The sequence below is a fragment of the Nocardiopsis trehalosi NBRC 14201 genome, from assembly GCF_001552555.1.
Taxonomy (GTDB): domain Bacteria; phylum Actinomycetota; class Actinomycetes; order Streptosporangiales; family Streptosporangiaceae; genus Nocardiopsis_B; species Nocardiopsis_B trehalosi.
This window is the reverse complement of record NZ_BCRK01000014.1, coordinates 26673-51744: the sequence shown is the minus strand read 5'-3', so window position 1 is coordinate 51744 and position 25072 is coordinate 26673. Positions and strand designations below refer to the sequence as shown.

Annotated in this window: 20 protein-coding genes and 1 tRNA gene; all 21 read right to left on the bottom strand. The window is 70.3% G+C overall.

All coding sequences use genetic code 11. From position 1 onward, the window contains the following. Window positions 1-53: 53 nt before the first annotated feature. Window positions 54-344, bottom strand: a complete 291-nt coding sequence (rplW, locus tag NT8_RS04560; protein WP_067964569.1) for a 50S ribosomal protein L23 — start codon at window positions 342-344, stop codon at window positions 54-56. Then, window positions 341-1012, bottom strand: coding sequence for a 50S ribosomal protein L4 (rplD, locus tag NT8_RS04555; protein ID WP_067964567.1), 672 nt, complete (start codon window positions 1010-1012; stop codon window positions 341-343). The genes rplW and rplD overlap by 4 nt, the downstream gene beginning before the upstream one ends. 2 nt (window positions 1013-1014) lie before the next feature. Then, on the bottom strand, window positions 1015-1665 hold the full coding sequence (rplC, locus tag NT8_RS04550; RefSeq protein ID WP_067964565.1) for a 50S ribosomal protein L3: 651 nt from the start codon (window positions 1663-1665) through the stop codon (window positions 1015-1017). A 13-nt stretch (window positions 1666-1678) separates the two neighbouring features. Then, complete coding sequence (rpsJ, locus tag NT8_RS04545) at window positions 1679-1987, bottom strand: 30S ribosomal protein S10 (RefSeq protein ID WP_013156110.1); 309 nt, start codon at window positions 1985-1987, stop codon at window positions 1679-1681. A gap of 260 nt (window positions 1988-2247) precedes the next feature. Then, window positions 2248-3441, bottom strand: coding sequence for an elongation factor Tu (tuf, locus tag NT8_RS04540; RefSeq protein WP_067964564.1), 1194 nt, complete (start codon window positions 3439-3441; stop codon window positions 2248-2250). A gap of 52 nt (window positions 3442-3493) precedes the next feature. Beyond that, a complete protein-coding gene (fusA, locus tag NT8_RS04535; RefSeq protein ID WP_067964561.1) occupies window positions 3494-5608 on the bottom strand; it encodes an elongation factor G in 2115 nt (704 codons plus the stop codon). A 46-nt stretch (window positions 5609-5654) separates the two neighbouring features. Further along, window positions 5655-6125 carry a 30S ribosomal protein S7 gene (gene rpsG / locus NT8_RS04530; protein WP_067964559.1) on the bottom strand — a complete coding sequence of 157 codons (471 nt, stop codon included), beginning with the start codon at window positions 6123-6125 and terminating at the stop codon, window positions 5655-5657. Window positions 6126-6127: 2 nt separating this feature from the next. Then, window positions 6128-6499 (bottom strand): 30S ribosomal protein S12, encoded by a 372-nt coding sequence (rpsL, locus tag NT8_RS04525; protein ID WP_067964557.1) that lies wholly within the window; start codon window positions 6497-6499, stop codon window positions 6128-6130. Window positions 6500-7029: 530 nt separating this feature from the next. Then, window positions 7030-7449, bottom strand: a complete 420-nt coding sequence (locus NT8_RS04520; protein WP_067964555.1) for a hypothetical protein — start codon at window positions 7447-7449, stop codon at window positions 7030-7032. Window positions 7450-7831: 382 nt separating this feature from the next. Next, complete coding sequence (locus NT8_RS04515) at window positions 7832-12046, bottom strand: hypothetical protein (protein ID WP_067964553.1); 4215 nt, start codon at window positions 12044-12046, stop codon at window positions 7832-7834. Between the two features lie 156 nt (window positions 12047-12202). Beyond that, window positions 12203-16078 carry a DNA-directed RNA polymerase subunit beta' gene (locus NT8_RS04510; RefSeq protein ID WP_067964551.1) on the bottom strand — a complete coding sequence of 1292 codons (3876 nt, stop codon included), beginning with the start codon at window positions 16076-16078 and terminating at the stop codon, window positions 12203-12205. Between the two features lie 34 nt (window positions 16079-16112). After that, a complete protein-coding gene (gene rpoB, locus NT8_RS04505) occupies window positions 16113-19580 on the bottom strand; it encodes a DNA-directed RNA polymerase subunit beta (protein WP_067964549.1) in 3468 nt (1155 codons plus the stop codon). A 410-nt stretch (window positions 19581-19990) separates the two neighbouring features. Then, window positions 19991-20362: a type II toxin-antitoxin system death-on-curing family toxin gene (locus NT8_RS04500; protein WP_067964546.1), complete on the bottom strand. Its 372-nt coding sequence runs from the start codon at window positions 20360-20362 to the stop codon at window positions 19991-19993. Beyond that, complete coding sequence (locus tag NT8_RS04495; RefSeq protein WP_067964544.1) at window positions 20359-20562, bottom strand: DUF6290 family protein; 204 nt, start codon at window positions 20560-20562, stop codon at window positions 20359-20361. The genes NT8_RS04500 and NT8_RS04495 overlap by 4 nt, the downstream gene beginning before the upstream one ends. A gap of 149 nt (window positions 20563-20711) precedes the next feature. Continuing rightward, window positions 20712-21095: a 50S ribosomal protein L7/L12 gene (rplL, locus tag NT8_RS04490; RefSeq protein ID WP_067964543.1), complete on the bottom strand. Its 384-nt coding sequence runs from the start codon at window positions 21093-21095 to the stop codon at window positions 20712-20714. A 102-nt stretch (window positions 21096-21197) separates the two neighbouring features. Beyond that, window positions 21198-21722 (bottom strand): 50S ribosomal protein L10, encoded by a 525-nt coding sequence (gene rplJ, locus NT8_RS04485; protein ID WP_067964540.1) that lies wholly within the window; start codon window positions 21720-21722, stop codon window positions 21198-21200. 357 nt (window positions 21723-22079) lie between these two features. Next, window positions 22080-22781 carry a 50S ribosomal protein L1 gene (rplA, locus tag NT8_RS04480; protein ID WP_067964538.1) on the bottom strand — a complete coding sequence of 234 codons (702 nt, stop codon included), beginning with the start codon at window positions 22779-22781 and terminating at the stop codon, window positions 22080-22082. Between the two features lie 67 nt (window positions 22782-22848). Next, the gene (rplK, locus tag NT8_RS04475; RefSeq protein ID WP_067964535.1) at window positions 22849-23277 is read right to left on the bottom strand and encodes a 50S ribosomal protein L11; all 429 of its coding nucleotides are present in this window, start codon (window positions 23275-23277) and stop codon (window positions 22849-22851) included. A gap of 225 nt (window positions 23278-23502) precedes the next feature. Beyond that, entirely contained in the window at window positions 23503-24375 is an 873-nt protein-coding gene (nusG, locus tag NT8_RS04470; RefSeq protein ID WP_067964533.1) for a transcription termination/antitermination protein NusG, read from the bottom strand. 173 nt (window positions 24376-24548) lie between these two features. Beyond that, window positions 24549-24821, bottom strand: coding sequence for a preprotein translocase subunit SecE (gene secE / locus NT8_RS04465; protein ID WP_067964531.1), 273 nt, complete (start codon window positions 24819-24821; stop codon window positions 24549-24551). Between the two features lie 106 nt (window positions 24822-24927). Then, window positions 24928-25000 (bottom strand) — tRNA-Trp (locus NT8_RS04460). Window positions 25001-25072: the final 72 nt, after the last annotated feature.

The following is a 25072-nucleotide window of genomic DNA, read 5'->3' as shown; positions in this document are numbered from 1 at the left end:
TTCTTCGCGCATTCCTTTGCGTGTTGCTCGGTGTGAAGCGGTCAGGCGAGCGGTCAGACGCCGAAGATGTCGATCCGGTCGCCGTCGCGCAGGCTGACGATCGCGCGCTTGGTGTCGGGCCGCTTGCCGAACCCGAACCGCGTGCGCTTCCGCTTGCCCTGACGGTTGATCGTGTTCACGCTGGTGACCTTCACGTCGAAGATCTTCTCCACCGCGATCTTGATCTGCGTCTTGTTGGCGTCGGGCTGCACCAGGAACGTGTACTTGTTCTGGTCCATGAGCCCGTAGCTCTTCTCGGAGATCACCGGTTCGATGATGATGTCCCGAGGGTCGGGGATCCTCACTGGTCGTCCTCCTCAGACGCCGCGGCCGCGGAGGCGCCCGTGGCGTGCGCCACGAACTGGTCGTAGCCGGCCTCGGTGAACACGATGTCGTCGGCGTAGAGCACGTCGTAGGTGTTCACCTGGTCGGCGTCCAGAACGTGGACCTCCTGCAGGTTGCGCAGCGCCAGGCGGTTGTGCTCGTCGGCGCGGTCCAGGACCACCAGGACCTTGTCGGACGCGGTGACCTGGCGGAGCGCCTTGAGCGCGGCCTGGGTGCGCTTGGCCGTGGTGTCCTCGGCGATGAAGCCGCTGATGACGTGCACGCGGCCGTGGCGCGCCCGGTCCGAGAGGGCGCCGCGCAGGGCGGCGGCCTTCATCTTCTTCGGGGTGCGCTGGCTGTAGTCGCGCGGCTTGGGGCCGTGGACGACGCCGCCGCCGGCGAACTGCGGGGCGCGGGTGGAGCCCTGGCGGGCCCGACCGGTGCCCTTCTGGCGGTACGGCTTCTTGCCGCCGCCGCGGACCTCGCCCCGGGTCTTCGTGGAGTGCGTGCCCTGGCGGCCCGCGGCCTCCTGTGCGACGACGACCTGGTGGATCAGCGGGATGTTGACCTGCTGCTCGAAGATCGCCTCAGGAAGCTCGACGCTCCGGCCGGCCGCGCCGTCGGGGTTCTTGACCTCGATCGTCGCCATGACTACTTGTCCCCCTTCGCGGCGGTGCGGACGAGCACCAGCCCGCCGTTGGGGCCGGGCACCGCGCCCTTCACCAGGATGAGGCCCTTCTCGGTGTCCACCGAGTGGACGGTGAGGTTCTGGATGGTCTTGCGCACGTTGCCCATGCGCCCCGCCATCCGCAGGCCCTTGAACACGCGGCCGGGCGTGGCGCAGCCGCCGATGGAGCCGGGCGAGCGGTGCTTGCGCTGGGTGCCGTGCGAGGCGCTGAGGCCGCGGAAGCCGTGGCGCTTCATGACACCGGCGAAGCCCTTGCCCTTGCTCTTGCCCGTGACGTCGACCTTCTGGCCGGTCTCGAACGTCTCCGCGGTGACCTCCTGGCCGAGCGTGTACTCGGTCGCGTCGGAGGTGCGGACCTCGACGTAGTGGCGGCGCGGGGTCAGCTCGTGCTTGCGCAGGTAGTCGCCGAGCGGCTTGTTCACCTTGCGCGGGTTGATCTGCCCGTAGCCGAGCTGGACGGCGGAGTAGCCGTCGGTCTCCGGAGTGCGGACGCGCGTCACGACGCACGGACCGGCCTTCAGGACGGTCACGGGCACGATGCGGCCCGCGTCGTCGAAGACCTGGGTCATGCCGAGCTTCTCGCCCAGAACTCCCTTGATCTGCTTGGTGGCCATGTCTGTGCGTCCCTTAGAGCTTGATCTCGATGTCGACGCCGGCCGGAAGGTCGAGCCGCATGAGCGAGTCGACGGTCTTCGGCGTCGGGTCGATGATGTCGATCAGCCGCTTGTGCGTGCGCATCTCGAAGTGCTCGCGCGAGTCCTTGTACTTGTGCGGCGATCGGATGACGCAGTAAACGTTCTTCTCCGTCGGCAACGGCACCGGGCCAGCGACCTGCGCGCCAGTGCGCGTCACGGTCTCGACGATCTTGCGCGCCGAGCTGTCGATGACCTCGTGGTCATAGGCCTTGAGCCGAATGCGGATCTTCTGTCCCGCCATGGTGGCCTTATCGTCCTTCGCTTAGTGTCCGTAGAGGCGCGGTGCCAGGTGACCCGGCCCTGTGCCCTGCAGAGGGGCGCCCTTGTCCTTGTGGCTCTATTCACCTGAGAAACCGCTACAGGGCTGTCCCCTGAGGTGCATCACCGCTACAGAGCCCGATGACGTCGTTCATGGTGCGGCGGCCGGGCCGTGGTGCGGCCCGGCCGCCACCCGGGGGGCCGGCGGAAATGGTGCGCCGCCGGCGTCCCCGCGCGGTCGTGCTACTTGATGATCTTGGTGACGCGGCCCGCGCCCACGGTCCGGCCACCCTCGCGGATGGCGAACTTGAGGCCGTCCTCCATCGCGATCGGCTGGATGAGCTGGACGGTCATCTCGGTGTTGTCACCGGGCATGACCATCTCGGTGCCCTCCGGCAGCGTCACGACGCCGGTGACGTCGGTGGTGCGGAAGTAGAACTGCGGGCGGTAGTTGTTGAAGAACGGCGTGTGGCGGCCGCCCTCGTCCTTGGACAGGATGACGACCTGCGCCTCGAACTCGGTGTGCGGGGTCGTGGTGCCGGGCTTGATGACGACCTGGCCGCGCTCGACGTCCTCGCGCTTGATGCCGCGCAGGAGCAGGCCGACGTTGTCGCCCGCCTGGCCCTGGTCGAGCAGCTTGCGGAACATCTCCACGCCGGTGACCGTGGTGGACTGCTTCTCTTCCTTGATGCCGACGATGTCGACCGTCTCGTTGACGTTGACGACGCCGCGCTCGATCCGGCCGGTCACGACGGTGCCGCGGCCGGTGATCGAGAAGACGTCCTCGATCGGCATGAGGAAGGGCTTGTCGATGTCGCGCTCGGGCTCGGGGATGCTCTCGTCCACGGCCTTCATCAGGTCCAGGACGGACTTGCCCCACTCCGCGTCGCCCTCGAGGGCCTTGAGCGCGGAGACCTTGACGACGGGGACGTCGTCACCCGGGAACTCGTACTCGCTGAGGAGCTCGCGGACCTCGAGCTCGACGAGCTCGAAGATCTCCTCGTCGTCCACCATGTCGGCCTTGTTCAGGGCGACGACGATGTAGGGGACGCCGACCTGGCGGGCCAGGAGGACGTGCTCCTTGGTCTGCGGCATCGGACCGTCGGTCGCGGCCACCACCAGGATGGCGCCGTCCATCTGCGCCGCACCGGTGATCATGTTCTTCACGTAGTCCGCGTGGCCGGGGCAGTCGACGTGCGCGTAGTGGCGCGCCTCGGTCTGGTACTCGACGTGGGCGACGGAGATGGTGATACCGCGCTCGCGCTCCTCAGGAGCGTTGTCGATGTCCTCGAACGGCGTGAAGGGGTTGAGGTCCGGGAAAGCGTCGTGCAGGACCTTGGTGATGGCGGCGGTAAGCGTGGTCTTACCGTGGTCGATGTGACCGATGGTGCCGATGTTGACGTGCGGCTTGGTCCGCTCGAACTTGGCCTTCGCCACTGGATTTCTCCTAGACGTACAGGGTTGCTAGCTGACTGGTTACGTGTCGCACTTACTCGCCGCGGGCCTTGGCCACGATCTCTTCGGCGACGTTGGAGGGGACCTCAACGTAGGAGTCGAACACCATCGTGTAGTTGGCTCGACCCTGCGTGCGGCTGCGCAGGTCGCCCACGTAGCCGAACATCTCCGACAGGGGCACCTGGGCCTTGACGATCCGGGCCCCGGCGCGCTCGTCCATGGACTGGATCTGCCCCCGCCGGCTGTTGAGGTCGCCGATCACGTCTCCCATGTAGTCCTCGGGAGTCGTGACCTCGACCGCCATGACCGGCTCCAGCAGGACGGGCTTGGCCCTGCGGGCCGCGTCCTTGAACGCCATGGAGCCGGCGACCTTGAACGCGAGCTCCGAGGAGTCCACGTCGTGGTACGCGCCGTCCTGCAGCGTCACCTTCACCCCGACGAGCGGGTACCCGGCGAGCACGCCGAACTCGGCCGCCTCCTGGCACCCCGCGTCGACCGACGGGATGTACTCCCGCGGGATGCGGCCGCCGCTGATGTTGTTGACGAACTCGTAACCGGCGCTGTCGCCATCGCCGTCGGCCACGATGGGCTCCAGGTCGATGATGACGCGTCCGAACTGGCCGGAGCCACCCGTCTGCTTCTTGTGGGTGTACTCGACCTTCTCGACCTTCTTGCGGATGGTCTCGCGGTAGGCCACCTGCGGCTTGCCGATGTTCGCCTCGACCTTGAACTCGTCGCGCATGCGGTTGACGAGGACTTCGAGGTGCAGCTCGCCCATACCGGAGATCACGGTCTGGCCGGTCTCCTGGTCGGTGGACACCTGGAAGGAGGGGTCCTCCTCGGCGAGGCGCTGGATCGCGACGCCGAGCTTCTCCTGGTCGCTCTTGGTCTTCGGCTCGATGGCGACCTCGATGACCGGAGCGGGGAACGTCATGGACTCCAGGACGATCGGCTTCGCGGCGTCGCACAGGGTCTCACCGGTGGTGGTGTCCTTCAGACCCATGACGGCGACGATGTCGCCGGCGCCGACGCGCGCGATCTCCTCGCGCTTGTTGGCGTGCATCCGGTAGATCTTGCCGATGCGCTCCTTGCGGCCCTTCACGCTGTTCAGCACCTGCGTGCCGGTCTCCAGAAGGCCGGAGTAGACGCGCAGGTAGGTCAGCTTGCCCAGGTGGGGGTCGCTCATGATCTTGAAGACCAGGGCCGAGAGGGGCTCCTCCTCGCTCGGACGGCGAGTGAGGGTGGTCTGCTCGGTCTCGTCCTTGGGGTCGTGGCCGGAGATGGCCTCGACGTCCAGCGGCGAGGGGAGGTAGTCGACGACGGCGTCGAGCAGGGGCTGCACGCCCTTGTTCTTGAACGCGGTGCCGCACAGGACCGGGACCGCCGTGCCGGCGATCGCGACGCGCCGGAGGGCGGGCACGATCTGCTCCACGGTGGGCTCGACGCCCTCGAGGTAGAGCTCCATGATCTCGTCGTCGGCCTCGGCCAGCGTCTCGATCATCTTGTCGTGCGCCTCGCGGGCGGCGTCCGCGTGGGTCTCCGGGATGTCGATGGTGTCGTACATCTCGCCCTTGCTGGCCTCGTCACTCCAGACGTAGGCCTTCATGCGGACGAGGTCGACGACGCCCTTGAACTCGTTCTCGGAGCCGATCGGGAGCTGGATGGCGATCGGGTTGGCCCCGAGGCGGTCGACGATCATGTCGACGCAGCGCTGGAACTCGGCGCCGATCTTGTCCATCTTGTTGACGAAGCAGATCCGCGGAACGCCGTAGCGGTCGGCCTGGCGCCACACCTGCTCGGACTGGGGCTCGACACCCTCCTTGGCGTCGAACACCGCGACCGCGCCGTCGAGCACACGCAGCGAACGCTCGACCTCGATGGTGAAGTCCACGTGGCCGGGCGTGTCGATGATGTTGATCGTGTGGTCGTTCCAGTGGGTGGTGGTGGCAGCAGACGTGATGGTGATGCCGCGCTGCTGCTCCTCCTTCATCCAGTCCATGGTGGCCGCGCCCTCATGGACCTCACCGAGCTTGTAGTTCACACCGGTGTAGAAGAGGATGCGCTCGGTCGTCGTGGTCTTACCCGCGTCGATGTGCGCCATGATCCCGATGTTGCGGACCTTGGCGAGGTCAAGAGCTGTGGTAGCCATGTGGCTCGTCTTCTCTCGGTCTCTCGTATCGATTCGGCCGCGGGGGTTACCAGCGGTAGTGGGCGAAGGCCTTGTTCGACTCCGCCATCTTGTGCGTGTCCTCGCGGCGCTTGACGCTGGCGCCGAGACCGTTGCTGGCGTCGACCAGCTCGTTCATCAGACGCTCGGTCATCGTCTTCTCGCGGCGCTGCCGCGCGTAGGTGACCAGCCAGCGGAGGGCCAGGGTGGTGCTGCGGGACGAACGGACCTCGACCGGCACCTGGTAGGTGGCGCCACCGACGCGGCGGCTGCGCACCTCAAGGGCGGGCTTCACGTTGTCCAGCGCGCGCTTGAGCACCACGAGGGGGTCCTGCCCGGTCTTCTCCCGAGCGCCCTCAAGGGCGTCGTAGACGATGCCCTGGGCGATCGACCGCTTGCCGTCGAGCAGCACCTTGTTGATGAGCGACGTGACGAGCGGCGATCCGTAGACCGGGTCGGTGATCAGCTGGCGCTTCGGCGCCGGGCCCTTGCGCGGCATGGTTACTTCTCCTTCTTCGCGCCGTAACGGCTGCGGGCCTGCTTGCGGTTACGGACGCCCTGGGTGTCGAGTGATCCGCGGACGATCCGGTAACGGACACCCGGCAGGTCCTTCACACGGCCACCACGCACGAGCACGATGGAGTGCTCCTGCAGGTTGTGCCCGATGCCGGGGATGTAGGCCGTGACCTCGATCCCGCTGCTGAGCTTCACACGGGCGACCTTGCGCAGAGCGGAGTTCGGCTTCTTGGGCGTAGTGGTGTAGACACGCGTGCACACACCACGACGCTGCGGACTCCCCTTCAGCGCCGGGGTCTTGTTCTTCGAGACCTTGTCCTGTCGGCCCTTGCGGACCAGCTGCTGGATGGTGGGCACCGCGTCTCCGTCTTTCTCGTGACCTACGCCGGTTCTGTTAGCCGTGTCGCCTGTTGACCTGCTGGATTTCCCGTTCCCCCCGGCCCCCGCAGTCGGGCGTGTCGCGCTCTGTCCCGAGCATGGCGGGGCCGCGATGTACGCCCGACCTGACGGTCGAATGTCATGGGAGGAGGTTCACGCGCCGCTCTCATTCGCCGCCCGGCGTGCGGGTCCGACCAAAAGCGCACACGTGTGACCCGTTGACTCACGGGCACGAAGTTAAAGAGTACCGAACACGGTCCAGCCGGTCAAAATGGCGACCGGGACCCTCGGTACCCGTACTCCGCAGCCGCATGCTGCCGTAGGCCGAAACCCAGTGTACGCGCTCCCGGTGAGTGCACGGGCGGATTATCGCCGCTCCGCCACCGCCACCTCCCACATCGCCCACCCGGCACCGGTTCCACGTTCCCAGACGGCCGGCGCCGGCCCCCGCCCACTGCTCCCCCGGCCGATCCGCCGACCCGGGATGTCGGACGCCGCCGAAGCGGCGGCTACCCCGGGTACTCGCCGCTGTAGGCGTAGACGACCGCCGCGTCCCCGCCGTCCGGACTCCCGTCGTCGTGCACCATCCCGGCCTCGGTGAACACCACGAGCACCCCGCGCTGCACCGGCTCGGTGGGGTGGCCACCACGGCACCGGACGGTCGACGCGATCTCCGTGTTGTCCTCCTGCACGGGGAAGTCCTCCACCCATCCGGCGTCGGGAGGTCCGTCGAGCGGGAGCGCCTGGAAGCCGTCGGCGGCGCAGATGTCCTCGGCGCCACCGCGCGTGGTGGTGAACCGGAGCTCGTAGAAGGACAGGTCGCCGTCGCGGCACGTCCCCTCGATCTCCAGGTCCGTGGCGTCGGACGGCACGGTCAGCCCGCTCTGCTCCTCGAACCCCTCTCGCAACTCCGCCGGGTCGGTGGGCATCGGCGACGACGTCGGGGGCGCCTCCGACGCCTGCTCCCCCGACCATGCGCACCCCGCGAGTAGGAGGAGCGCGGCCGCAAGGGCTCCCACCCGCACGTGACCACGCGCTCCACGGCCAACCTGTGCCGACGACATCGCGGCTCTCCGAACCTCCTCAGCCGGGAACCCCCAGGCGGACGCCCGCGAGGTCACTCACGCCGAACGGCCGGGGGCGCCCCGGCGGTTGGCATCACAGCCCCGGCCCCGCCGCGCGGGACCGGCCGCCCGGGTCCGGTACCACCGCGCCGGACCGGCGCGGCGCGGGGGCGGAGGACGCGGCCGGTCAGGCGGAAGGCCCGGGCCGCGCGGGGCGGGCCGGGCCTTCCGTACGTGCGTGGACGGGTCAGAGCAGGGTGAAGACCCCCGCCACCGCCTCGACCAGGAAGAGGGCGATACCCACCCAGGCCAGGACGGTGCCGATCTTCACCAGGTTGAGGCCCTCCAGTTCACCGTTGGACGCGCGGATGGCGCGGCGCGCCTTCCCGCCCGTGATGAGGGCGGCGATGGCGGTGAACAGGCCGATCAGCGGCACGAGTCCGACGATGCCGAGCCACAGGGTGGCCATGGCGCCGGGCGCGGTCTCGGGCCAGTAGTCGACGTCGACGCCGTCGTACCCCGGGTAGTGGTCGCCGGCGGCGTCGCCCGGCGGGCGGTCGTCGAACCCGGGGAACTCGTCCGCGACGGGGTCGCGGCCGGACCGGCCACGGCGGCCGCGCGGTTCCGGCCGCCCGTGCGGCTGGTCGCGGTCACCGTCGTCGTAGCCGTCGGGGCCCTGGTCGTAGTACCCGTTGGGGCCGCGATCGCCGTAGCCCTCCGGGCCCTGGTCCGGGTACCCGCCCGGACCGCGATCGGCGTAGCCCTCCGGGCCCTGGTCGTAGTAGCCGTCGGGGCCGCGATCGGCGTAGCCGTCGGGCGCCCCGCCGTACTGCGGCCCGGAGTTCTGGTCGTACCCGGGGCCGGGGTGGCCGGCGCCGGACCCGTCGCCGCCGGGGCCGTAGGACGGCTGCGGACCGGACGGCGCGTACGCCTGCTGCGGGCCCGACGGGCCCTGGCCGTATCCGTACCCGGCCGGCCCGTCCTCGTAGCCCTGGGTCCGGCCGTCGGCGCCGGGGCCGTGACCATAGGGGGCGTCGGCGCGGTCGTCGCCGGCGTACCGGTCGCCGCGGCCGTATCCGCCCGGTGCACCCAGCGGGTCGCCCCGTCCGTCGGGCCCGAGTTCGTCGGAGACGGCCGGCATCGCCTGCGTGCCCTCGCCCGCGTCGGGACCGGGAGCGGCGGGCGACCAGGAACCGGTGTCGCCGGCGCCCGGGTAGGCCGGGGCGGACTGCTGCGGCCACCCGCCGGTGCCCGCTCCGGGACCGTAGGCCGCGTACGGGTCGTCCGTGCGGCCGCCGCGCGGGTCGGGGCCGAGCTCGTCGGAGACGGCCGGCATCGCCTGCGTGCCCTCGCCCGCGTCGGGACCGGGGACGGCGGGCCACGGACCCGTGCCGGCCTGGTCGGTGCGCGCCTGCGCCTGGCGGGCGGCGATGTCGCCGAGCGGGTCGTCGGAGCCGGGCGAGGCGCCGTCGCCCGACCGGAACACCTGGGTGGTGTGGTCGGGAGAGCCGTCGCGCCGCTTCTTCTGGGCGCGCTCGGCGGCCTCGCGGACCTCGGCGGGCAGGCGGGGGTCGTCGCGGCTGAAGGCCCAGGTGTTGCCGCTGCCGGTGCCCAGTCCACCGCCGAGGTCGGAACCGCGGTCGGCGGTACCGGAGGCGTCGGACGGGGCGTCGGCGGACGGCGCCGGGGAGCCGGGGCCGTCGTCGCGGTCGGCGCGCGGCCGGGTCAGCTCGTCGTCGTAGCGTGCTGCGGCGCCCCACCGGTCGTCGTCGTCCGTACCGGTGGAGTCGCGCCACCCGCTCCCGCCCAGGGCGCCGGGGCCGGCGCCGAGCGGGTCGGTGCCGGGATCGCCGTACCGGGGTTCGGGGTCGCGGTCGGCACCGTACGGACGCTCGCCCGAGGTGTCACCGTAGAGACCGGCCAACGGGTCGCGGTCGCCCGAGTCGGCACCGTACCGGCGCTCCCCCGAGGCGTCACCGTAGGAACCGCCCAGCGGATCGGCACCCGAGGCGCGGTCCCCGTACGGACGGTCATCCGAGGTGTCGCCGGAGGAGCCGCCGAGCGGATCGCGGTCACCGGAGTCGGCACCGTACGGGCGCTCGCCCGACGCGTCGCCGTAGGGACCGGCCAACGGGTCGCGGTCGCCCGAGTCGGCACCGTACCGGCGCTCCCCCGAGGCGTCGCCATAGGAACCGCCCAGCGGATCGGCACCCGAGGCGCGGTCACCGTACGGGCGCTCGCCCGAGGCGGCACGGTGAGGACCGCCGAGCGGATCGCGGTCACCGGCCTCGGAGTCGGCGCCGTACCGGCGCTCGTCCGGGGCGTCACCGTAGGGGGCACCGAGCGGGCCGGTACCGGGTCCATCGCGGTAGGGCCCGCCGAGGGGGTCGCGGTCATCGGTGCCGGCGCCGTACCGGCGCTCGCCCGGGGCATCGCCGTAGGGCCCGCCGAGCGGGTCCGGGGCGGAGTCGCGGTCACCGTACGGGCGGTCGTCCGAGGCGGCGCCGTAGGGACCGGCCAACGGGTCACGGTCGCCCGAGTCGGCACCGTACCGGCGCTCACCCGCAGCGTCACCGTGGGAGCCGCCCAACGGGTCGGTGCCCGGGGCGCGGTCGCCGGAGCGGGGCTCGCCGAGCGGATCGGCGGCGCCACTGTAGGGGCCGCCGAGCGGGTCCGGGGCGGAGTCGCGGTCGCCGTACCCGTCGCGCCTCCGGTCGGCGGCGCCGAACGGGTCGCCGCCGGTGGCGTACGCCGGTGCGGAGGTATCGCGCGGGGCGTCCAGCGGGTCGGAGCCGTAAGGACGGTCGTCGCGGGACGTGTCCGAGTCCAGCGGGCCGGAGCCGTAGGACCGCTCGTCGCGGGGGGCGTCCGAGCCCAGCGGGTCGGAACCGTAGCGACGGTCGTCACGGGACGAGTCGGAACCATAGGACCGCTCGTCGCGGGAGGCGTCCGAGTCCAGTGGGTCGGAACCGTAAGGGCGGTCGCCGGGGTCCGCGCCCGGGTCGCGCGGCACGCCGCCGTCGGCGCGGGCGTCGGCGGGATCGCGGTCCGGGCCGCCCGGCGCCGGGTGGGCGCCGGTCTCCCAGACCTCGGGGGTGGAACCGGTCTCCCACGGGGTGGCCGGAGCGGCGCCACCGGAGTCCCAGGGGCGGTCGGCGGCGGGGTCCCAGGACGGGGCGTCGCCGCCGAGAGGACCCGGGCCGCGGTCGTCGCCCGCCGGGTCGCGCGGGGCGCCCAGCGGGTCGGAACCGTAAGGGCGGCCGTCGCGGTCGCCGTCCGAACCCGACGGGTCCGAGCCGTAAGCGCGGTCGCCGCCCGACCCCAGCGGGCCGGAACCATACGGGCGGTCGCCCGGGTCGGCGCCCGGCGCGCGCGGTGAGAGGTCGTCGGTGTACCGGTCGGCCGGGTCGGGCCGGCCCGGGGTGCCGTCGGCCGCCGCCGAGCCCGGCCAGGTGGCGGGCGCGCCGGACGCGGCCGGGTACGCGGTGGCGGGGTCGCGGAACGCGTCGGCGCGGCCCGCCGCGTGGGGGTCGTCGCCCGCCGCTCCGGACACCGGGGAGTACGGCGCGTCGAAGCGGTACCCGGAACGGGCCGGCTCCGGGTCGGCGGTGCCGCCCCAGGGCGTCCCGGTGCGCGGACCGCCCAGGGGGCCATCGGCGGGGTCGCGGTGCGGTGCGCCGGAGGGGCGGTCGTCGCCGCCCGCGCCGTAGGCGTCACCGTAGGGGGCGCCCGGGGCCGGGCGGTCCCCGGACGGGGAGTCGCCGCGGCCGTCGGGGCCCGGGAAGCCGCCCCGGCCGTCGGGGCGCGGGGAGTCGTCGGGGCTGCCGAGGTCGCCCCGGCGCGCGCTCGCGCCGAAGCCCGGGTAGCCGCCGGTGCCGCCGAACGCGCCCCGCGCGGGGTCGTCGGGGCCTGAGGCGGGCCACCCGCCCGTGGGCACCCGGTACACGCCGGCGTCGGGCTCCGGCCGGCCGGGCGCGGCACCGTCGGCGGGGCCGCCGGACGGCGCCGCGGCGAACGGCTCGGTCGCGGGGAACCCGGGGAACGCGTCGCCGGGGCGCTCCGCAGGGCCGCCGCGCCCGGCGGGGCCCGCGTAGGGGCGGCCGGGCGGCGGCGGGGTCTGCGGCCCCGTTCCGCCCGGGGGACCCGGCGGTCCGCCGAGGCCGCTCAGCGCGTCGGGGTAGGGCTCGGCCAGCCCCGAGCGGGCGCCGCCCAGCCCGGGGTAGCCGCCGGTGTCGGGGAACCCGCTGAAGGGGGTCCCGCCCGGCTCGTCCCGCCGCGTCGCGGGGTCGCGGTCGTCACCGGGGGCGCCGTCGTTCTCGGCGGCGTCCTCGTTGGTGTCCTGGTAGGCCGACTGCGCTTGGGACCGGTGGCCACTCGGTGTGAACCACGAGCCCGAATCCTGCTGCCGGGGCTCGTACTCGCCCTGCGGCGAGTCGAACCGTCCTCCCCCGTTGTCCGTCACTGTCCTCGATCTCCCGACCGCGCCTGAGCGCTCAAGTCCCCATCCGTATACGAGTATGCCGACCGAGAACGACGAACGGCGGTAGTTCCACCCCGCCCGGGGTGGACTACCGCCGTCCTCGGATCGATCAACCGATCTCTCCGGTCGCCTCTCGGGTCACCGGTTATAGGGCCCGAAGTCGTACTCCTCCAGCGGGACGGCCTCGCCGGACCCCTGGCCGAAGGTGTACTCGCTCGGCTCCTCGTAACCGGACACCGAGTACATGGACGCCTTCGCCTCCTCGGTGGGCTCCACCCGGATGTTGCGGTACTGGGGCAGGCCCGTACCGGCCGGGATGAGCTTACCGATGATCACGTTCTCCTTCAGGCCGACCAGCGGGTCGCTCTTGCCGTGGATGGCGTTCTCGGTGAGCACCCGGGTGGTCTCCTGGAAGGAGGCCGCGGAGAGCCACGACTCGGTCGCCAGCGACGCCTTCGTGATCCCCAGCAGCACGGGGCGGCCGGCGGCGGGCTGGCCGCCTTCGGCCACGACGCGGCGGTTGATCGCCTCGAACTTCGGGCGCTCGACCATCTCGCCGGGGAGCAGTTCGGTGTCGCCGGATTCGAGGATGTTCACCCGCTTGAGCATCTGGCGGACGATGATCTCGATGTGCTTGTCGTGGATGGACACACCCTGCGACTTGTAGACCTCCTGGACCTCCGACACCAGGTGCTGCTGCACGGCGCGGGGGCCCTGGATGCGGAGCACCTCGTGCGGGTTGATCGCGCCCTGGATGAGCTGCTGGCCGACGGAGACGTGCTCGCCCTCGCTCACCAGGAGCTGCGCCCGCATGGGCACCGGGTAGGCGATCTCATCGGAGCCGTCGTCCGGGATGAGCACGATCTTCCGGCTCTTCTCGGTGTCGTCGATCCGGATGCGGCCGTCGAGCTCGCTGATCGGGGCCACACCCTTGGGGATGCGGGCCTCGAACAGCTCGGTCACACGCGGCAGGCCGTGGGTGATGTCCTGGCCCGCCGAGCCGCCCATGTGGAAGGTCCGCATGGTGAGCTGGGTGCCGGGCTCGCCGATGGACTGCGCGGCGATGATGCCGATGGCCTCGCCCACGTCGACCGGCTTGCCGGTGGCCATGGACCGCCCGTAGCAGGTGGTGCAGACGCCGATCTTGGCCTCGCAGATGAGCGAGCTGCGCACGCGCACCCGCTCGACGCCGGCCGCGACCAGCTTGTCGATGACCTGCTCGGAGGTGTCGGTCAGCGCCGGCACCAGGACCTCGCCGTCGACGACGACGTCCTCGGCGATGGTCCGCCCGAAGCCGGTGTTCTCGACGTTGTGCTTGCGCACGACGACGCCGGCGGCGTTCTTCTCGCCGATCTCGTGCCACAGCGACCGGTCGGTACCGCAGTCGATCTCGCGGACGATGACGTCCTGGGCGACGTCCACCAGGCGCCGGGTGAGGTACCCGGAGTCGGCGGTCCGCAGCGCGGTGTCGGCCAGGCCCTTGCGCTGGCCGTGCGTGGAGATGAAGTACTCCAGCACGGACAGGCCCTCGCGGTAGGAGGACTTGATGGGCCGCGGGATGGTCTCGCCCTTGGTGTTGGACACCAGGCCGCGGATACCGGCGATCTGGCGGACCTGCATCGGGTTGCCGCGGGCGCCGGACTGGACCATCATCCAGACCGGGTTGGAGGCCGGGAAGCTCTCCTCCATGTCCTTGGCGACCTCGTTGGTGGCCTTGGTCCAGATCTCCGTGAGCTCCTGGCGGCGCTCGTCGTCGGTGATCAGACCGCGGTCGTACTCGCGCTGGATCTTGTCGGCCTGGCGCTCGTAGCCCTCGAGGATCTCCTGCTTGCGCGGCGGCGCGAGCACGTCGTCGATGCCGATGGTCAGACCGGAGCGGGTGGCCCAGTGGTACCCGGCGTCCTTGAGCGCGTCCAGGGTGGTCGCGACGTGGACCTTGGGGTAGTTCTCGGCCAGCTCGTTGACCAGGGCGGACACCTGCTTCTTGCCCACCTGGTAGTTGACGAACGGGTAGTCGGTCGGCGTGGTCTCGTTGAACAGGTACCGGCCGAGCGTGGTCTCCAGGATGTAGGGCTGCCCGGGCTCGGAGCCCTCGGGCCACTCCCAGCCGCGCGGCGGCGGGACGTCGCCGTCGACGCGCAGCTTGATCTTCGCCTGGAGGTCGAGGTCGCCCAGGTCGTAGGCCATGATCGCCTCGGCCGGCGTGCGGAACGCGCGGCCCTCGCCCTTGCCGCCCTCCTTGAGGGTGGTCAGGTAGTACAGGCCGATGATCATGTCCTGGGTGGGCATGGTGACCGGCTTGCCGTCGGACGGCTTGAGGATGTTGTTCGTGGCGAGCATGAGCAGCCGCGCCTCGGCCTGGGCCTCGGCGGACAGCGGGAGGTGCACGGCCATCTGGTCGCCGTCGAAGTCCGCGTTGAACGCGGTGCAGACGAGCGGGTGGATCTGGATGGCCTTGCCTTCGACGAGCTGCGGCTCGAACGCCTGGATGCCGAGCCGGTGCAGGGTCGGCGCGCGGTTGAGCAGCACGGGGTGCTCGGTGATGACCTCTTCGAGGACGTCCCACACCACGGGCCGCGACCGCTCGACCATGCGCTTGGCGCTCTTGATGTTCTGCGCGTGGTTCAGGTCGACCAGGCGCTTCATCACGAACGGCTTGAACAGCTCCAGCGCCATCTGCTTGGGCAGGCCGCACTGGTGCAGCTTGAGCTGCGGGCCGACGACGATGACCGAACGGCCGGAGTAGTCGACGCGCTTGCCCAGCAGGTTCTGCCGGAACCGGCCCTGCTTGCCCTTGAGCATGTCGGACAGCGACTTGAGCGGGCGGTTGCCCGGGCCGGTGACCGGCCGGCCGCGGCGGCCGTTGTCGAACAGCGCGTCGACGGCCTCCTGCAGCATCCGCTTCTCGTTGTTGACGATGATCTCGGGCGCGCCGAGGTCGAGCAGCCGCTTGAGGCGGTTGTTCCGGTTGATCACCCGGCGGTACAGGTCGTTCAGGTCCGAGGTGGCGAACCGGCCGCCGTCGAGCTGCACCATGGGGCGCAGGTCCGGCGGGATGACCGGGATGCAGTCGAGGACCATGCCCATGGGGCTGTTGCGGGTGTTGAGGAACGCCGAGACGACCTTGAGCCGCTTGAGGGCGCGGGCCTTCTTCTGGCCCTTGCCGCTGCGGATGGTCTCGCGCAGCTTCTCGGCCTCGGCGTCGAGGTCGAAGTTGGCGAGCCGCTCCTGGATGGCCTGGGCGCCCATGCCGCCGCGGAAGTACTTCCCGAAGCGGTCCCGCATCTCGCGGTAGAGCATCTCGTCGCCCTCGAGGTCCTGGACCTTGAGGTTCTTGAACCGGGTCCAGACCTCTTCGAGGCGGTCGATCTCGCGCTGCACGCGGTCGCGGATCTGCCGCATCTCGCGCTCGGCGGACTCGCGGACCTTGCGGCGGGCGTCGCCCTTGGCCCCCTGCTCCTCCAGCTCGGCGAGGTCGGCCTCGAGCTTCTTGTGCCGCTCCTCGACGGTGGAGTCGCGGCGCTGCTCCAGGTGCTGGCGCTCGACGGAGATGTGCGCCTCGAGGGACTGGAGGTCGCGCTCGCGCGCGTCGGTGTCGACCCACGTGACCATGTACGCCGCGAAGTAGATGATCTTCTCGAGATCCTTCGGGGCGAGGTCGAGCAGGTACCCGAGGCGGCTGGGCACGCCCTTGAAGTACCAGATGTGGGTCACGGGCGCGGCCAGCTCGATGTGGCCCATGCGCTCGCGGCGCACCTTGGCGCGGGTCACCTCGACGCCGCAGCGCTCACAGATGATGCCCTTGAAGCGGACCCGCTTGTACTTGCCGCAGTAGCACTCCCAGTCGCGGGTGGGGCCGAAGATCTTCTCGCAGAAGAGCCCGTCCTTCTCCGGCTTCAGGGTGCGGTAGTTGATGGTTTCCGGCTTCTTGACCTCGCCGTGCGACCACTGGCGGATGTCGTCGGCGGTCGCGAGGCCGATTCGCAGCTCGTCAAAGAAGTTGACGTCCAGCACTTATTTCGTCCCCTGCTCTTGAAGATCGCGGAAGTTAGACCTCTTCGACACTGCTCGGCTCGCGCCGCCCCAGGTCGATTCCCAGTTCTTCCGCCGCGCGGAAGACGTCCTCGTCGGTGTCCCGCATCTCGATGGACATACCGTCACTGGACAGCACCTCCACGTTCAGACAGAGCGACTGCATCTCCTTGATGAGCACCTTGAACGACTCGGGGATGCCCGGCTCGGGGATGTTCTCGCCCTTGACGATGGCCTCGTAGACCTTGACCCGGCCCAAGACGTCGTCGGACTTGATGGTGAGCAGCTCCTGGAGGGCGTAGGCGGCGCCGTACGCCTCGAGCGCCCAGACCTCCATCTCGCCGAAGCGCTGACCGCCGAACTGCGCCTTGCCACCCAGCGGCTGCTGGGTGATCATCGAGTACGGTCCGGTGGACCGCGCGTGGATCTTGTCGTCGACCAGGTGGTGCAGCTTCAGGAAGTAGGTGTAGCCCACCGCGATCGGCTCGGCGAACGGCTCGCCCGTGCGGCCGTCGAACAGCCGCGCCTTGCCGTGCTCGTTGACCAGCCGGACGCCGTCCTCGTTGGGCAGGCTGGAGCCGAGCAGGCCGCCGATCTCGTCCTCGCGCAGGCCGTCGAACACCGGGGTGGCGACGCGGGTGCCCGGCGGGATGTCGTCGGCGCCGATCTCGCGCATGGCGCGCTTCCACTCGGCGTCGTCGCCCTCGACCTTCCAGCCGTTCTTGGCGAGCCAGCCGAGGTGGATCTCCAGGATCTGCCCGACGTTCATCCGGCCCGGCACGCCGAGCGGGTTGAGGACGATGTCGACCGGGGTGCCGTCCTCCATGAACGGCATGTCCTCCTGCGGGAGGATCTTGGCGATGACGCCCTTGTTGCCGTGGCGGCCGGCCAGCTTGTCGCCGTCGGTGATCTTGCGCTTCTGCGCGACGTAGACGCGGACCAGCTCGTTGACGCCCGGGGGCAGCTCGTCGCCCTCGTCGCGGCTGAACACGCGCACGCCGATGACCTTGCCGGACTCGCCGTGCGGCACCTTCAGGGAGGTGTCGCGGACCTCGCGGGCCTTCTCGCCGAAGATGGCGCGCAGCAGGCGCTCCTCCGGGGTGAGCTCGGTCTCGCCCTTGGGCGTGACCTTGCCGACGAGGATGTCGCCGTCGACGACCTCGGCGCCGATCCGGATGATCCCGCGGTCGTCGAGGTCGGCCAGGACCTCCTCGCTGACGTTGGGGATCTCGCGGGTGATCTCCTCGGGGCCCAGCTTGGTGTCGCGGGCGTCGACCTCGTGCTCCTCGATGTGGATCGAGGACATGACGTCGTCCTGCACCAGGCGCTGGGAGAGGACGATCGCGTCCTCGTAGTTGTGGCCCTCCCAGGACATGTACGCGACGAGCAGGTTCTTGCCCAGCGACATCTCGCCCTGGTCGGTGGACGGGCCGTCGGCCAGGACCTGGTTCTCCTCGACCCGCTGCCCCTCGTCGACGATGGGGCGCTGGTTGAAGCAGGTGCCCTGGTTGCTCCGGCGGAACTTGCCCAGGCGGTAGGTCTTGCGCGTGCCGTCGTCGGCCATGACGGTGACGTAGTCGGCGGTGACGTCCTCGACCACGCCGGCCTTCTCGGCGAGGACGACGTCACCGGCGTCGGTGGCGGCGCGGTACTCCATGCCGGTGCCGACGAACGGCGACTCGGCGCGGAGCAGCGGCACTGCCTGGCGCTGCATGTTGGAGCCCATGAGCGCGCGGTTGGCGTCGTCGTGCTCCAGGAACGGGATCATGGCGGTGGCGACCGACACCATCTGGCGCGGCGACACGTCCATGTAGTCGACCTCGCCCGCGGCGACGGCCTCGAACTCGCCGCCCTTGCGGCGGACCAGGACGCGGTCGTCGGTGAAGGTGCCGTCGGGGCCGACCGGGGTGTTGGCCTGCGCGATGACGAAGCGGTCCTCTTCGTCGGCGGTCAGGTAGCTGACCTCGTCGGTGACGCGGCCCTCGACGACCTTGCGGTACGGGGTCTCGACGAACCCGAAGGAGTTGACCCGGCCGTACCCGGCGAGCGAGCCGATGAGGCCGATGTTCGGGCCTTCAGGGGTCTCGATCGGGCACATGCGGCCGTAGTGGGACGGGTGGACGTCGCGGACCTCGAACCCGGCGCGCTCACGGGAGAGACCGCCCGGACCCAGCGCCGAGAGGCGGCGCTTGTTGGTCAGGCCCGCGAGCGGGTTGGTCTGGTCCATGAACTGCGACGACTGGCTGGTGCCGAAGAACTCCTTGATGGAGGCGACGACCGGCCGGATGTTGATGAGGGTCTGCGGCGTGATGGCCTCGACGTCCTGCGTGGTCATGCGCTCGCGGACGACGCGCTCCATGCGGGCGAGGCCCAGGCGGACCTGGTTCTGGATGAGCTCGCCGACGGTGCGCACGCGGCGGTTGCCGAAGTGGTCGATGTCGTCGGTCTCGATCGGCCGGGGACCGTGGGTGGTCTCCAGGGTGTCCTCGCCGGCGTGCAGCCGGACGAGGTAGTCGATCGTGGCGACGATGTCGTCCTCGGTCAGGGTGCCCTGCGTGAACTCGGCCTCGACACCGAGCTTCTTGTTGATCTTGTAGCGGCCGACCTTGGCGAGGTCGTAGCGCTTGGGGTTGAAGTACAGGTTCTCCAGAAGGGCCTGCGCGGACTCCTTGGTCGGCGGCTCGCCCGGACGCAGCTTGCGGTAGATGTCCAGCAGCGCGTCGTCGGTGCCGGCGGTGGGGTCCTTCTCCAGCGTGTTGCGGATGGACTCGTACTGGCCGAAGCGCTCCAGGATCTGGTCGGTGGTCCAGCCGAGCGCCTTCAGCAGCACGGTGACGCCCTGCTTGCGCTTGCGGTCGATGCGGACGCCCACGAAGTCGCGCTTGTCGACCTCGAACTCCAGCCACGCGCCGCGCGACGGGATGACCTTGCAGCCGTAGAGGTCCTTGTCGGAGGTCTTGTCGACCTGGCGGTCGAAGTACACGCCGGGCGAGCGGACCAGCTGCGACACGACGACGCGCTCGGTGCCGTTGACGATGAAGGTGCCCTTGACCGTCATGAGCGGGAAGTCGCCCATGAAGACGGTCTGGCTCTTGATCTCACCGGTGTCGTTGTTGATGAACTCCGCCGTGACGAACATCGGGGCGGAGTAGGTCATGTCCTTGTCCTTGCACTCCTCTTCGGAGTACTTGGGCGGCTCGAACCGGTGGTCGCGGAACGAGAGCGACATGGTGCCCGAGAAGTCCTCGATGGGACTGATCTCCTCGAAGATCTCCTCGAGGCCGGACTGCTCCGGAACGTCCTTGCGGCCGGCGTTACGAGCGGCCTCGACCCGGGTACGCCACTTCTCGTTACCGAGCAGCCAGTCGAAGGACTCGGTCTGCAGGGCGAGAAGATTGGGGACCTCGAGTGGTTCCTGAATGCGAGCGAAGGAGACGCGGTTCGGACCAAGGGCGTTAGCGGAGGCGTTGCGCGAGGCTGCCAACAGGGGTCCTTCCGAAGGCTTGTGGCGGTTGATGCGCGCGCACGCCGGACGTCCCTGAGGAAGTACGGAGATCCACCGAGGCAGGTCGGCGGGTCTCGGGCTGGAGAACGGGCGTTCGGGCCGACTCTTCGCGAAGAATCAGGCTCCACGCACGGACACCGGCACAGGGAACGTCAAAGGGCAGCGCAAAAGGGCAGTGTAGCCGAATACTACACCGCTGTCCAACAACGTCCCCCCGGGTCAGTCACGACACCACGCAGCATCGCCCCAACCGGCGGATCCGTCAAGCCCGTGTCCCGTGTATGGGGGGATTCCGCCGCCGTGAGAGGTCCCACAGCCCCCATGTGGTGTGAGCCACCAGACAACGGGGAATGCCTGTTGGGTCCGGGACCGTGCCGGGGGCGAGACACCTAGGTCCACGACCTAAGGACATCGGCGATCGCGGAGACATCGGACAGCTCACTGGTCACCACGGCGATCACGAAGTCGTACGCCGCGTCCTCATCGGTGACGACCTCGCGTCCGTTGACGGCGAGGAAGACGTCCATCGCCGCCCATGCCAATCGCTTGTTGCCGTCGAACAGCGCGTGGTTCGTGCCGATCGACTGCAGGAGCGCCGCCGCCTTGAGGTGGAGGTCGGGGTAGAGCTCCCTCCCGAACATCTCTGCGGTCGGCCGGTGGACGGCCGACTCCAGCAGACCGAGATCGCGCACCTTCGGCTCGGCGCCGAGCACCTTCTCGGCGATACCGAGGACGTGCTCCAGTGTGAGGTGGATGGTCACTCCCCGAGCCTCCGGAGAAGGCCCGACCACTTCGCGACGCTCTCGTCGGTCGCGCGCGCCACACGGTCGTCGACCGTGCGCCGGTCGACGTACTCCTCCAAGGCCGAGCGCATGACCTGCTGCATGCTCCGCCCCTCCGCCTCGGCCTGGGCCCGCAGCAGCTCGGTCTCTCTTTCGGTCAGCCGCAGTGTCATCGCCATGTCCCGACTATAAACAACGTGATACCGCAGTGATACCAGGAGACGCGGTTCATCCGCAGCGAATTCGATCCACCCGGGACACGGCGAAGGGCGGCCCCCGGGGGGACCGCCCTTGCGGTGGGCGCCGTCGGGGACGGCGGCCGGACTGCCTACTTCAGGGTGACCGTGGCGCCGGCGCCCTCGAGGGCGGCCTTGGCCTTCTCGGCGGTCTCCTTGTTGACACCCTCCAGCAGCGGCTTCGGGGCGTTGTCGACGAGGTCCTTGGCCTCCTTGAGGCCCAGGCTCGTGAGGCCGCGGACCTCCTTGATGACCTGGATCTTCTTGTCGCCGGCGGCCTCGAGGACGACGTCGAACTCGTCCTTCTCCTCCTCGGCGGGGGCGGCCTCGCCGCCACCGGCGGCGGCCACGACCGCGGCCGGGGCGGCGGCGGTGACGTCGAACTTGGTCTCGAACTCCTTCACGAAGTCCGCCAGCTCCAGGAGGGTCATCTCCTCGAACGCGCTGAGCAGCTCTTCGGTGCTGAGCTTCGCCATGGTTGCGGTCTCTCTTTCTCTCACGGCACGGGCGCTCCGCGGCGCCGGGCCGAGCCAGACTCACCGGCGCGCGGGCGGCGCCGACAGGTGTGACGGGGTTTCTTAGGCTTCGGACGAACGCTTGTCGTGCAGCGCCTGGGCGAGCCGCACGGCCTTGCTCGGCAGAGCCTGGAACAGCGCGGCGGCCTGGCCCTGCTTGGCCTTGAGCGCGCCGGCCAGCTTCGCGAGGATGACCTCGCGGGACTCGAGATCGGCCAGCCGGTTGATCTCGTCGGGGCTCATCGCCTTGCCGTCGATGACGCCGCCCTTGATCACCAGCGGCGCGTTCGCCTTCGAGAAGTCACGCAGGCCCTTGGCGGCCTCGACCACGTCACCGCGGACGAAGGCGATGGCGGAGGGGCCCTCGAACAGGTCCTGGACCTGCTTGTCAAGACCGGCCTCGTCGGCGGCGATCTTGCTCAGCGTGTTCTTGACGATGCGGAATCGCGCGTTCTGGCCGAGGCTACGGCGCAGCTCGGTGAGCTGCGCCACACTGAGCCCCCGGTATTCGGTCAGCACGGCGCCCTGCGAGCTCTGGAACTCCTCCGTGAGCTCGGCGACCGCGGCTGCCTTGTCCGGCCTCGCCATGGGACTCCTTCCAACAGTGAACGCCGGATCGTCCAGGGCCCCACGGTGCGGGCGGCGGTGGGAAAACGAAAAGCCCCGGGCGCGGGCGCACGGGGCATCGGCGGCCGGCCACCCGGAGAACGGGGGCGGAGTCCACCACTGCTCACATCACACCTGCGCGGGCCGCCCATTCGCATGGGACCTTGGGCCACCCGTTGGGTGGCGACCGGCGGTCTTCGGCGTCTCCCATCGTAGGCGATGCCCGAGAGTGGTCGCGCCACGCGCCGGAACGGCCGGCCCCGGACCCGGCACACGGCCCGCACACGGCGGCGCCCCGGTCCGGGAACGGACCGGGGCGCCGGCGGTGGAGCGATCGGGTCAGGCGGCCGCGACGCGGGTGACGTTCGGGTCGACCGGGATGCCCGGGCCCATGGTGGTGGTCACCGTGGCCTTGCGGATGTAGCGGCCCTTCGCGGCGGACGGCTTGAGCCGCAGCACCTCGTCCAGAGCGGCGGCGTAGTTCTCGAGGAGCTGCTCCTCGCCGAACGACGTCTTGCCGATGATGAAGTGCAGGTTGCCGTGCCGGTCCACCCGGAACTCGATCTTGCCGCCCTTGATCTCGGTGACGGCCTTGGCGACGTCGGGGGTGACGGTGCCGGTCTTCGGGTTCGGCATGAGGCCGCGCGGACCGAGCACCCGGCCGAGGCGGCCGACCTTGCCCATGAGGTCCGGGGTGGCGACGACGGCGTCGAAGTCGAGGAAGCCCTTCTGGATCTCCTCGACCAGGTCGTCGTCACCGACGAAGTCGGCGCCCGCGGCGCGGGCCTGCTCGGCACGGTCACCGGTCGCGAAGACCAGGACCCGGGCGGTCTTGCCGGTGCCGTGGGGCAGGTTGACGGTGCCGCGGACCATCTGGTCGGCCTTGCGGGGGTCGACGCCCAGCCGCAGGGCGACCTCGACGGTCGAGTCGAACTTGGTGGAGCTGCTCTCCTTGGCCAGCTTCACGGCCTCGGCGGGGGCGTACAGCCGGTCGCGGTCGATCTGCTCGGCCGCTTTGCGGAAGTTCTTGCTGCGCTTCACGTGGATCTCCTGTGAGACGTGTGGTCCGGACCAGCGCCTGGCCCTGCCACGGGTGACCTGGGACCTGCTACTTGACCTCGATGCCCATGGAGCGGGCGGTGCCGGCGACGATCTTGGTGGCGGCCTCGACGTCGTCGGTGTTCAGGTCGGGGAGCTTGGTCTGCGCGATCTCGCGCACCTGGTCCATGGAGATGGAGCCGGCGACGCTGCGGCTGGGGTCCGTGGCGCCCTTCTCCAGGCCTGCGGCCTTGAGGATGAGCTTCGGCGCCGGCGGCGTCTTGGTGACGAAGGTGAACGAGCGGTCCTCGTAGATGGTGATCTCTACGGGGATGACGCTGCCGCGCTGGGCTTCGGTCGCAGCGTTGTACTGCTTGCAGAAGTCCATGATGTTGACGCCGTGCGGACCGAGGGCGGTACCGACGGGCGGCGCCGGGGTCGCCTGGCCGGCGGGGAGCTGCACTTTGACGAGTGCCGCGATCTTCTTCTTCGGAGGCATTTCGGGTCCTTTGCCTGGTTCGCGATTTGGATGTGGGCCCTTCGCCCGCGCGCGTGCCACCGCGCGTGGGGAGTGGGGGCCGACCCGTCTCCACGGTGTGGAGGGCCGCGCCCGCCGGGACCCGGACGGGGCGCGAATAAGCCCCGCCGGAGCGGGGCACGACGGGCCCGCCTCGAAGAGGCGGACCCGTCAAGTCTACGCGCCATCTGCCGATGGCCGCACCCGTCAGATCTTGGAGACCTGGTTGAACGCCAGCTCGACCGGGGTCTCGCGGCCGAAGATGGAGACGAGCACCTTGAGCTTCTGGGTGTCGGGGTTGATCTCGCTCACCGTCGCGGGCAGCGTGGCGAACGGGCCCTCCATGACCGTGACGGACTCGCCGATGTCGTAGGCGACGTCGGAGCGGGTCTCGGCCTTCTCCTTCTTGGCCTGCTCCGGGGCGACCTCGGGCTCGGGGGCCAGCAGGTCGGCGACCTCCTGGATGCTGAGCGGCGCGGGCCGGTTGGACAGGCCCACGAAGCCGGTGACACCGGGGGTGTTGCGGATGGCCGCCCAGGACTCGTCGGTCAGCTCCATGCGGACGAGCACGTAGCCGGGGAGCACCTTCTCGGTGACCTGCTGCCGCTTGCCGCTCTTGACCTCGGTGACCTCCTGCGTGGGCACCTCGACCTGGAAGATGTACTCCTCCATGTTGAGCGACTGGGTGCGGCTCTCGACGTTGGCCTTGACGCGGTTCTCGTAGCCCGCGTAGGTGTGCACGACGTACCAGTCGCCCGGCAGCATGCGGAGTTCGATCTTGAACTCCTCGACCGGGTCGAGCTTGGGGAGCTCGGGCTCGGCGTCGGCCTCGGCGTCGCCGTCCTCGGTGTCGTCGGCCGCGTCGGGCTCGACGTCGTCGGGCTCGTCGCCGTCGCCGGACGCGTCCTCGGGAGCGGACGCGGCCTCCGGGGCCTCGCCGCCGTCCGCCGCGTCGTCGGCCACGGCCTCGGGGGCCGGGTCGCCGGGGTCCGCGTCGGCGGACCGGGCGGTGGCCTCACCCGACGACTGATCCGGCTCCTCGGCGGGGACGTCGTCAGAGGTCAGTGGGGACTCGGACACGGCTGCTCTTTCTGTCGTCGGTTGCGCGGTCGGCGGCTGCGCGCCCTGGACGGGGCGGGGATTCGATGGCGCCGATGCCGGTTACCGCCCAGCTTACGGTGTCAGCGGGCGCGATGCGGCCAGGCGGCCCCGCGAGGGGGGCCGTGCGGTCCCCGGGGCTCCGGGACGGGGCGTCACTGCGGGACGGCCGCCGCACCGGTGGAGGGGGCGCCGAGCTGGCCGTAGACCCAGGTGACCGCCTCGCCGAAGCCGAAGTCGAGCAGCGAGATGTAGCCGACCATGATGACGACGAACACGATCACGACGACCGTGTAGGTGAGGAGTTCGCGGCGCGTGGGCCAGCGGACCTTGCGGAGCTCGCCGACGACCTGCTTGGTGAAGGTCACCGGACCGGTACGACGCTTGCGCTCCTTCTCCGGCTTCGCGTCGGCGTCAGTCTGTGTCACCTGAGGTCCTTAGGGGTCGACGGTTCGGCTGGCGGTATTCCGGCGGAACTGCCTGAATGAGCGGCGCCCCGACCAGCGGAGCGCGCGCTCGCCCAAGTGTCCTACGCAGGGCAGGAGGGACTCGAACCCCCAACCGCCGGTTTTGGAGACCGGTGCTCTACCAATTGAGCCACTGCCCTTCAGCGGAACCGCGTGGTTCCCACCATAGCCGGAGTCGGTCCGTGGGCGCGCGGATACGGCGCGGCCCGGCG

What these genes read in the sequence shown, in the direction of transcription:
- rpsG (WP_067964559.1), bottom strand. Translation starts at nt 6,125, where the DNA reads ATGCCGCGCAAGGGCCCGGCGCCGAAGCGCCAGCTGATCACCGACCCG.
- rplK (WP_067964535.1), bottom strand. Translation starts at nt 23,277, where the DNA reads ATGCCTCCGAAGAAGAAGATCGCGGCACTCGTCAAAGTGCAGCTCCCC.
- rplD (WP_067964567.1), bottom strand. Translation starts at nt 1,012, where the DNA reads ATGGCGACGATCGAGGTCAAGAACCCCGACGGCGCGGCCGGCCGGAGC.
- rplC (WP_067964565.1), bottom strand. Translation starts at nt 1,665, where the DNA reads ATGGCCACCAAGCAGATCAAGGGAGTTCTGGGCGAGAAGCTCGGCATG.
- rpsJ (WP_013156110.1), bottom strand. Translation starts at nt 1,987, where the DNA reads ATGGCGGGACAGAAGATCCGCATTCGGCTCAAGGCCTATGACCACGAG.
- fusA (WP_067964561.1), bottom strand. Translation starts at nt 5,608, where the DNA reads ATGGCTACCACAGCTCTTGACCTCGCCAAGGTCCGCAACATCGGGATC.
- rplL (WP_067964543.1), bottom strand. Translation starts at nt 21,095, where the DNA reads ATGGCGAAGCTCAGCACCGAAGAGCTGCTCAGCGCGTTCGAGGAGATG.
- NT8_RS04520 (WP_067964555.1), bottom strand. Translation starts at nt 7,449, where the DNA reads ATGCCCACCGACCCGGCGGAGTTGCGAGAGGGGTTCGAGGAGCAGAGC.
- rplJ (WP_067964540.1), bottom strand. Translation starts at nt 21,722, where the DNA reads ATGGCGAGGCCGGACAAGGCAGCCGCGGTCGCCGAGCTCACGGAGGAG.
- NT8_RS04495 (WP_067964544.1), bottom strand. Translation starts at nt 20,562, where the DNA reads ATGGCGATGACACTGCGGCTGACCGAAAGAGAGACCGAGCTGCTGCGG.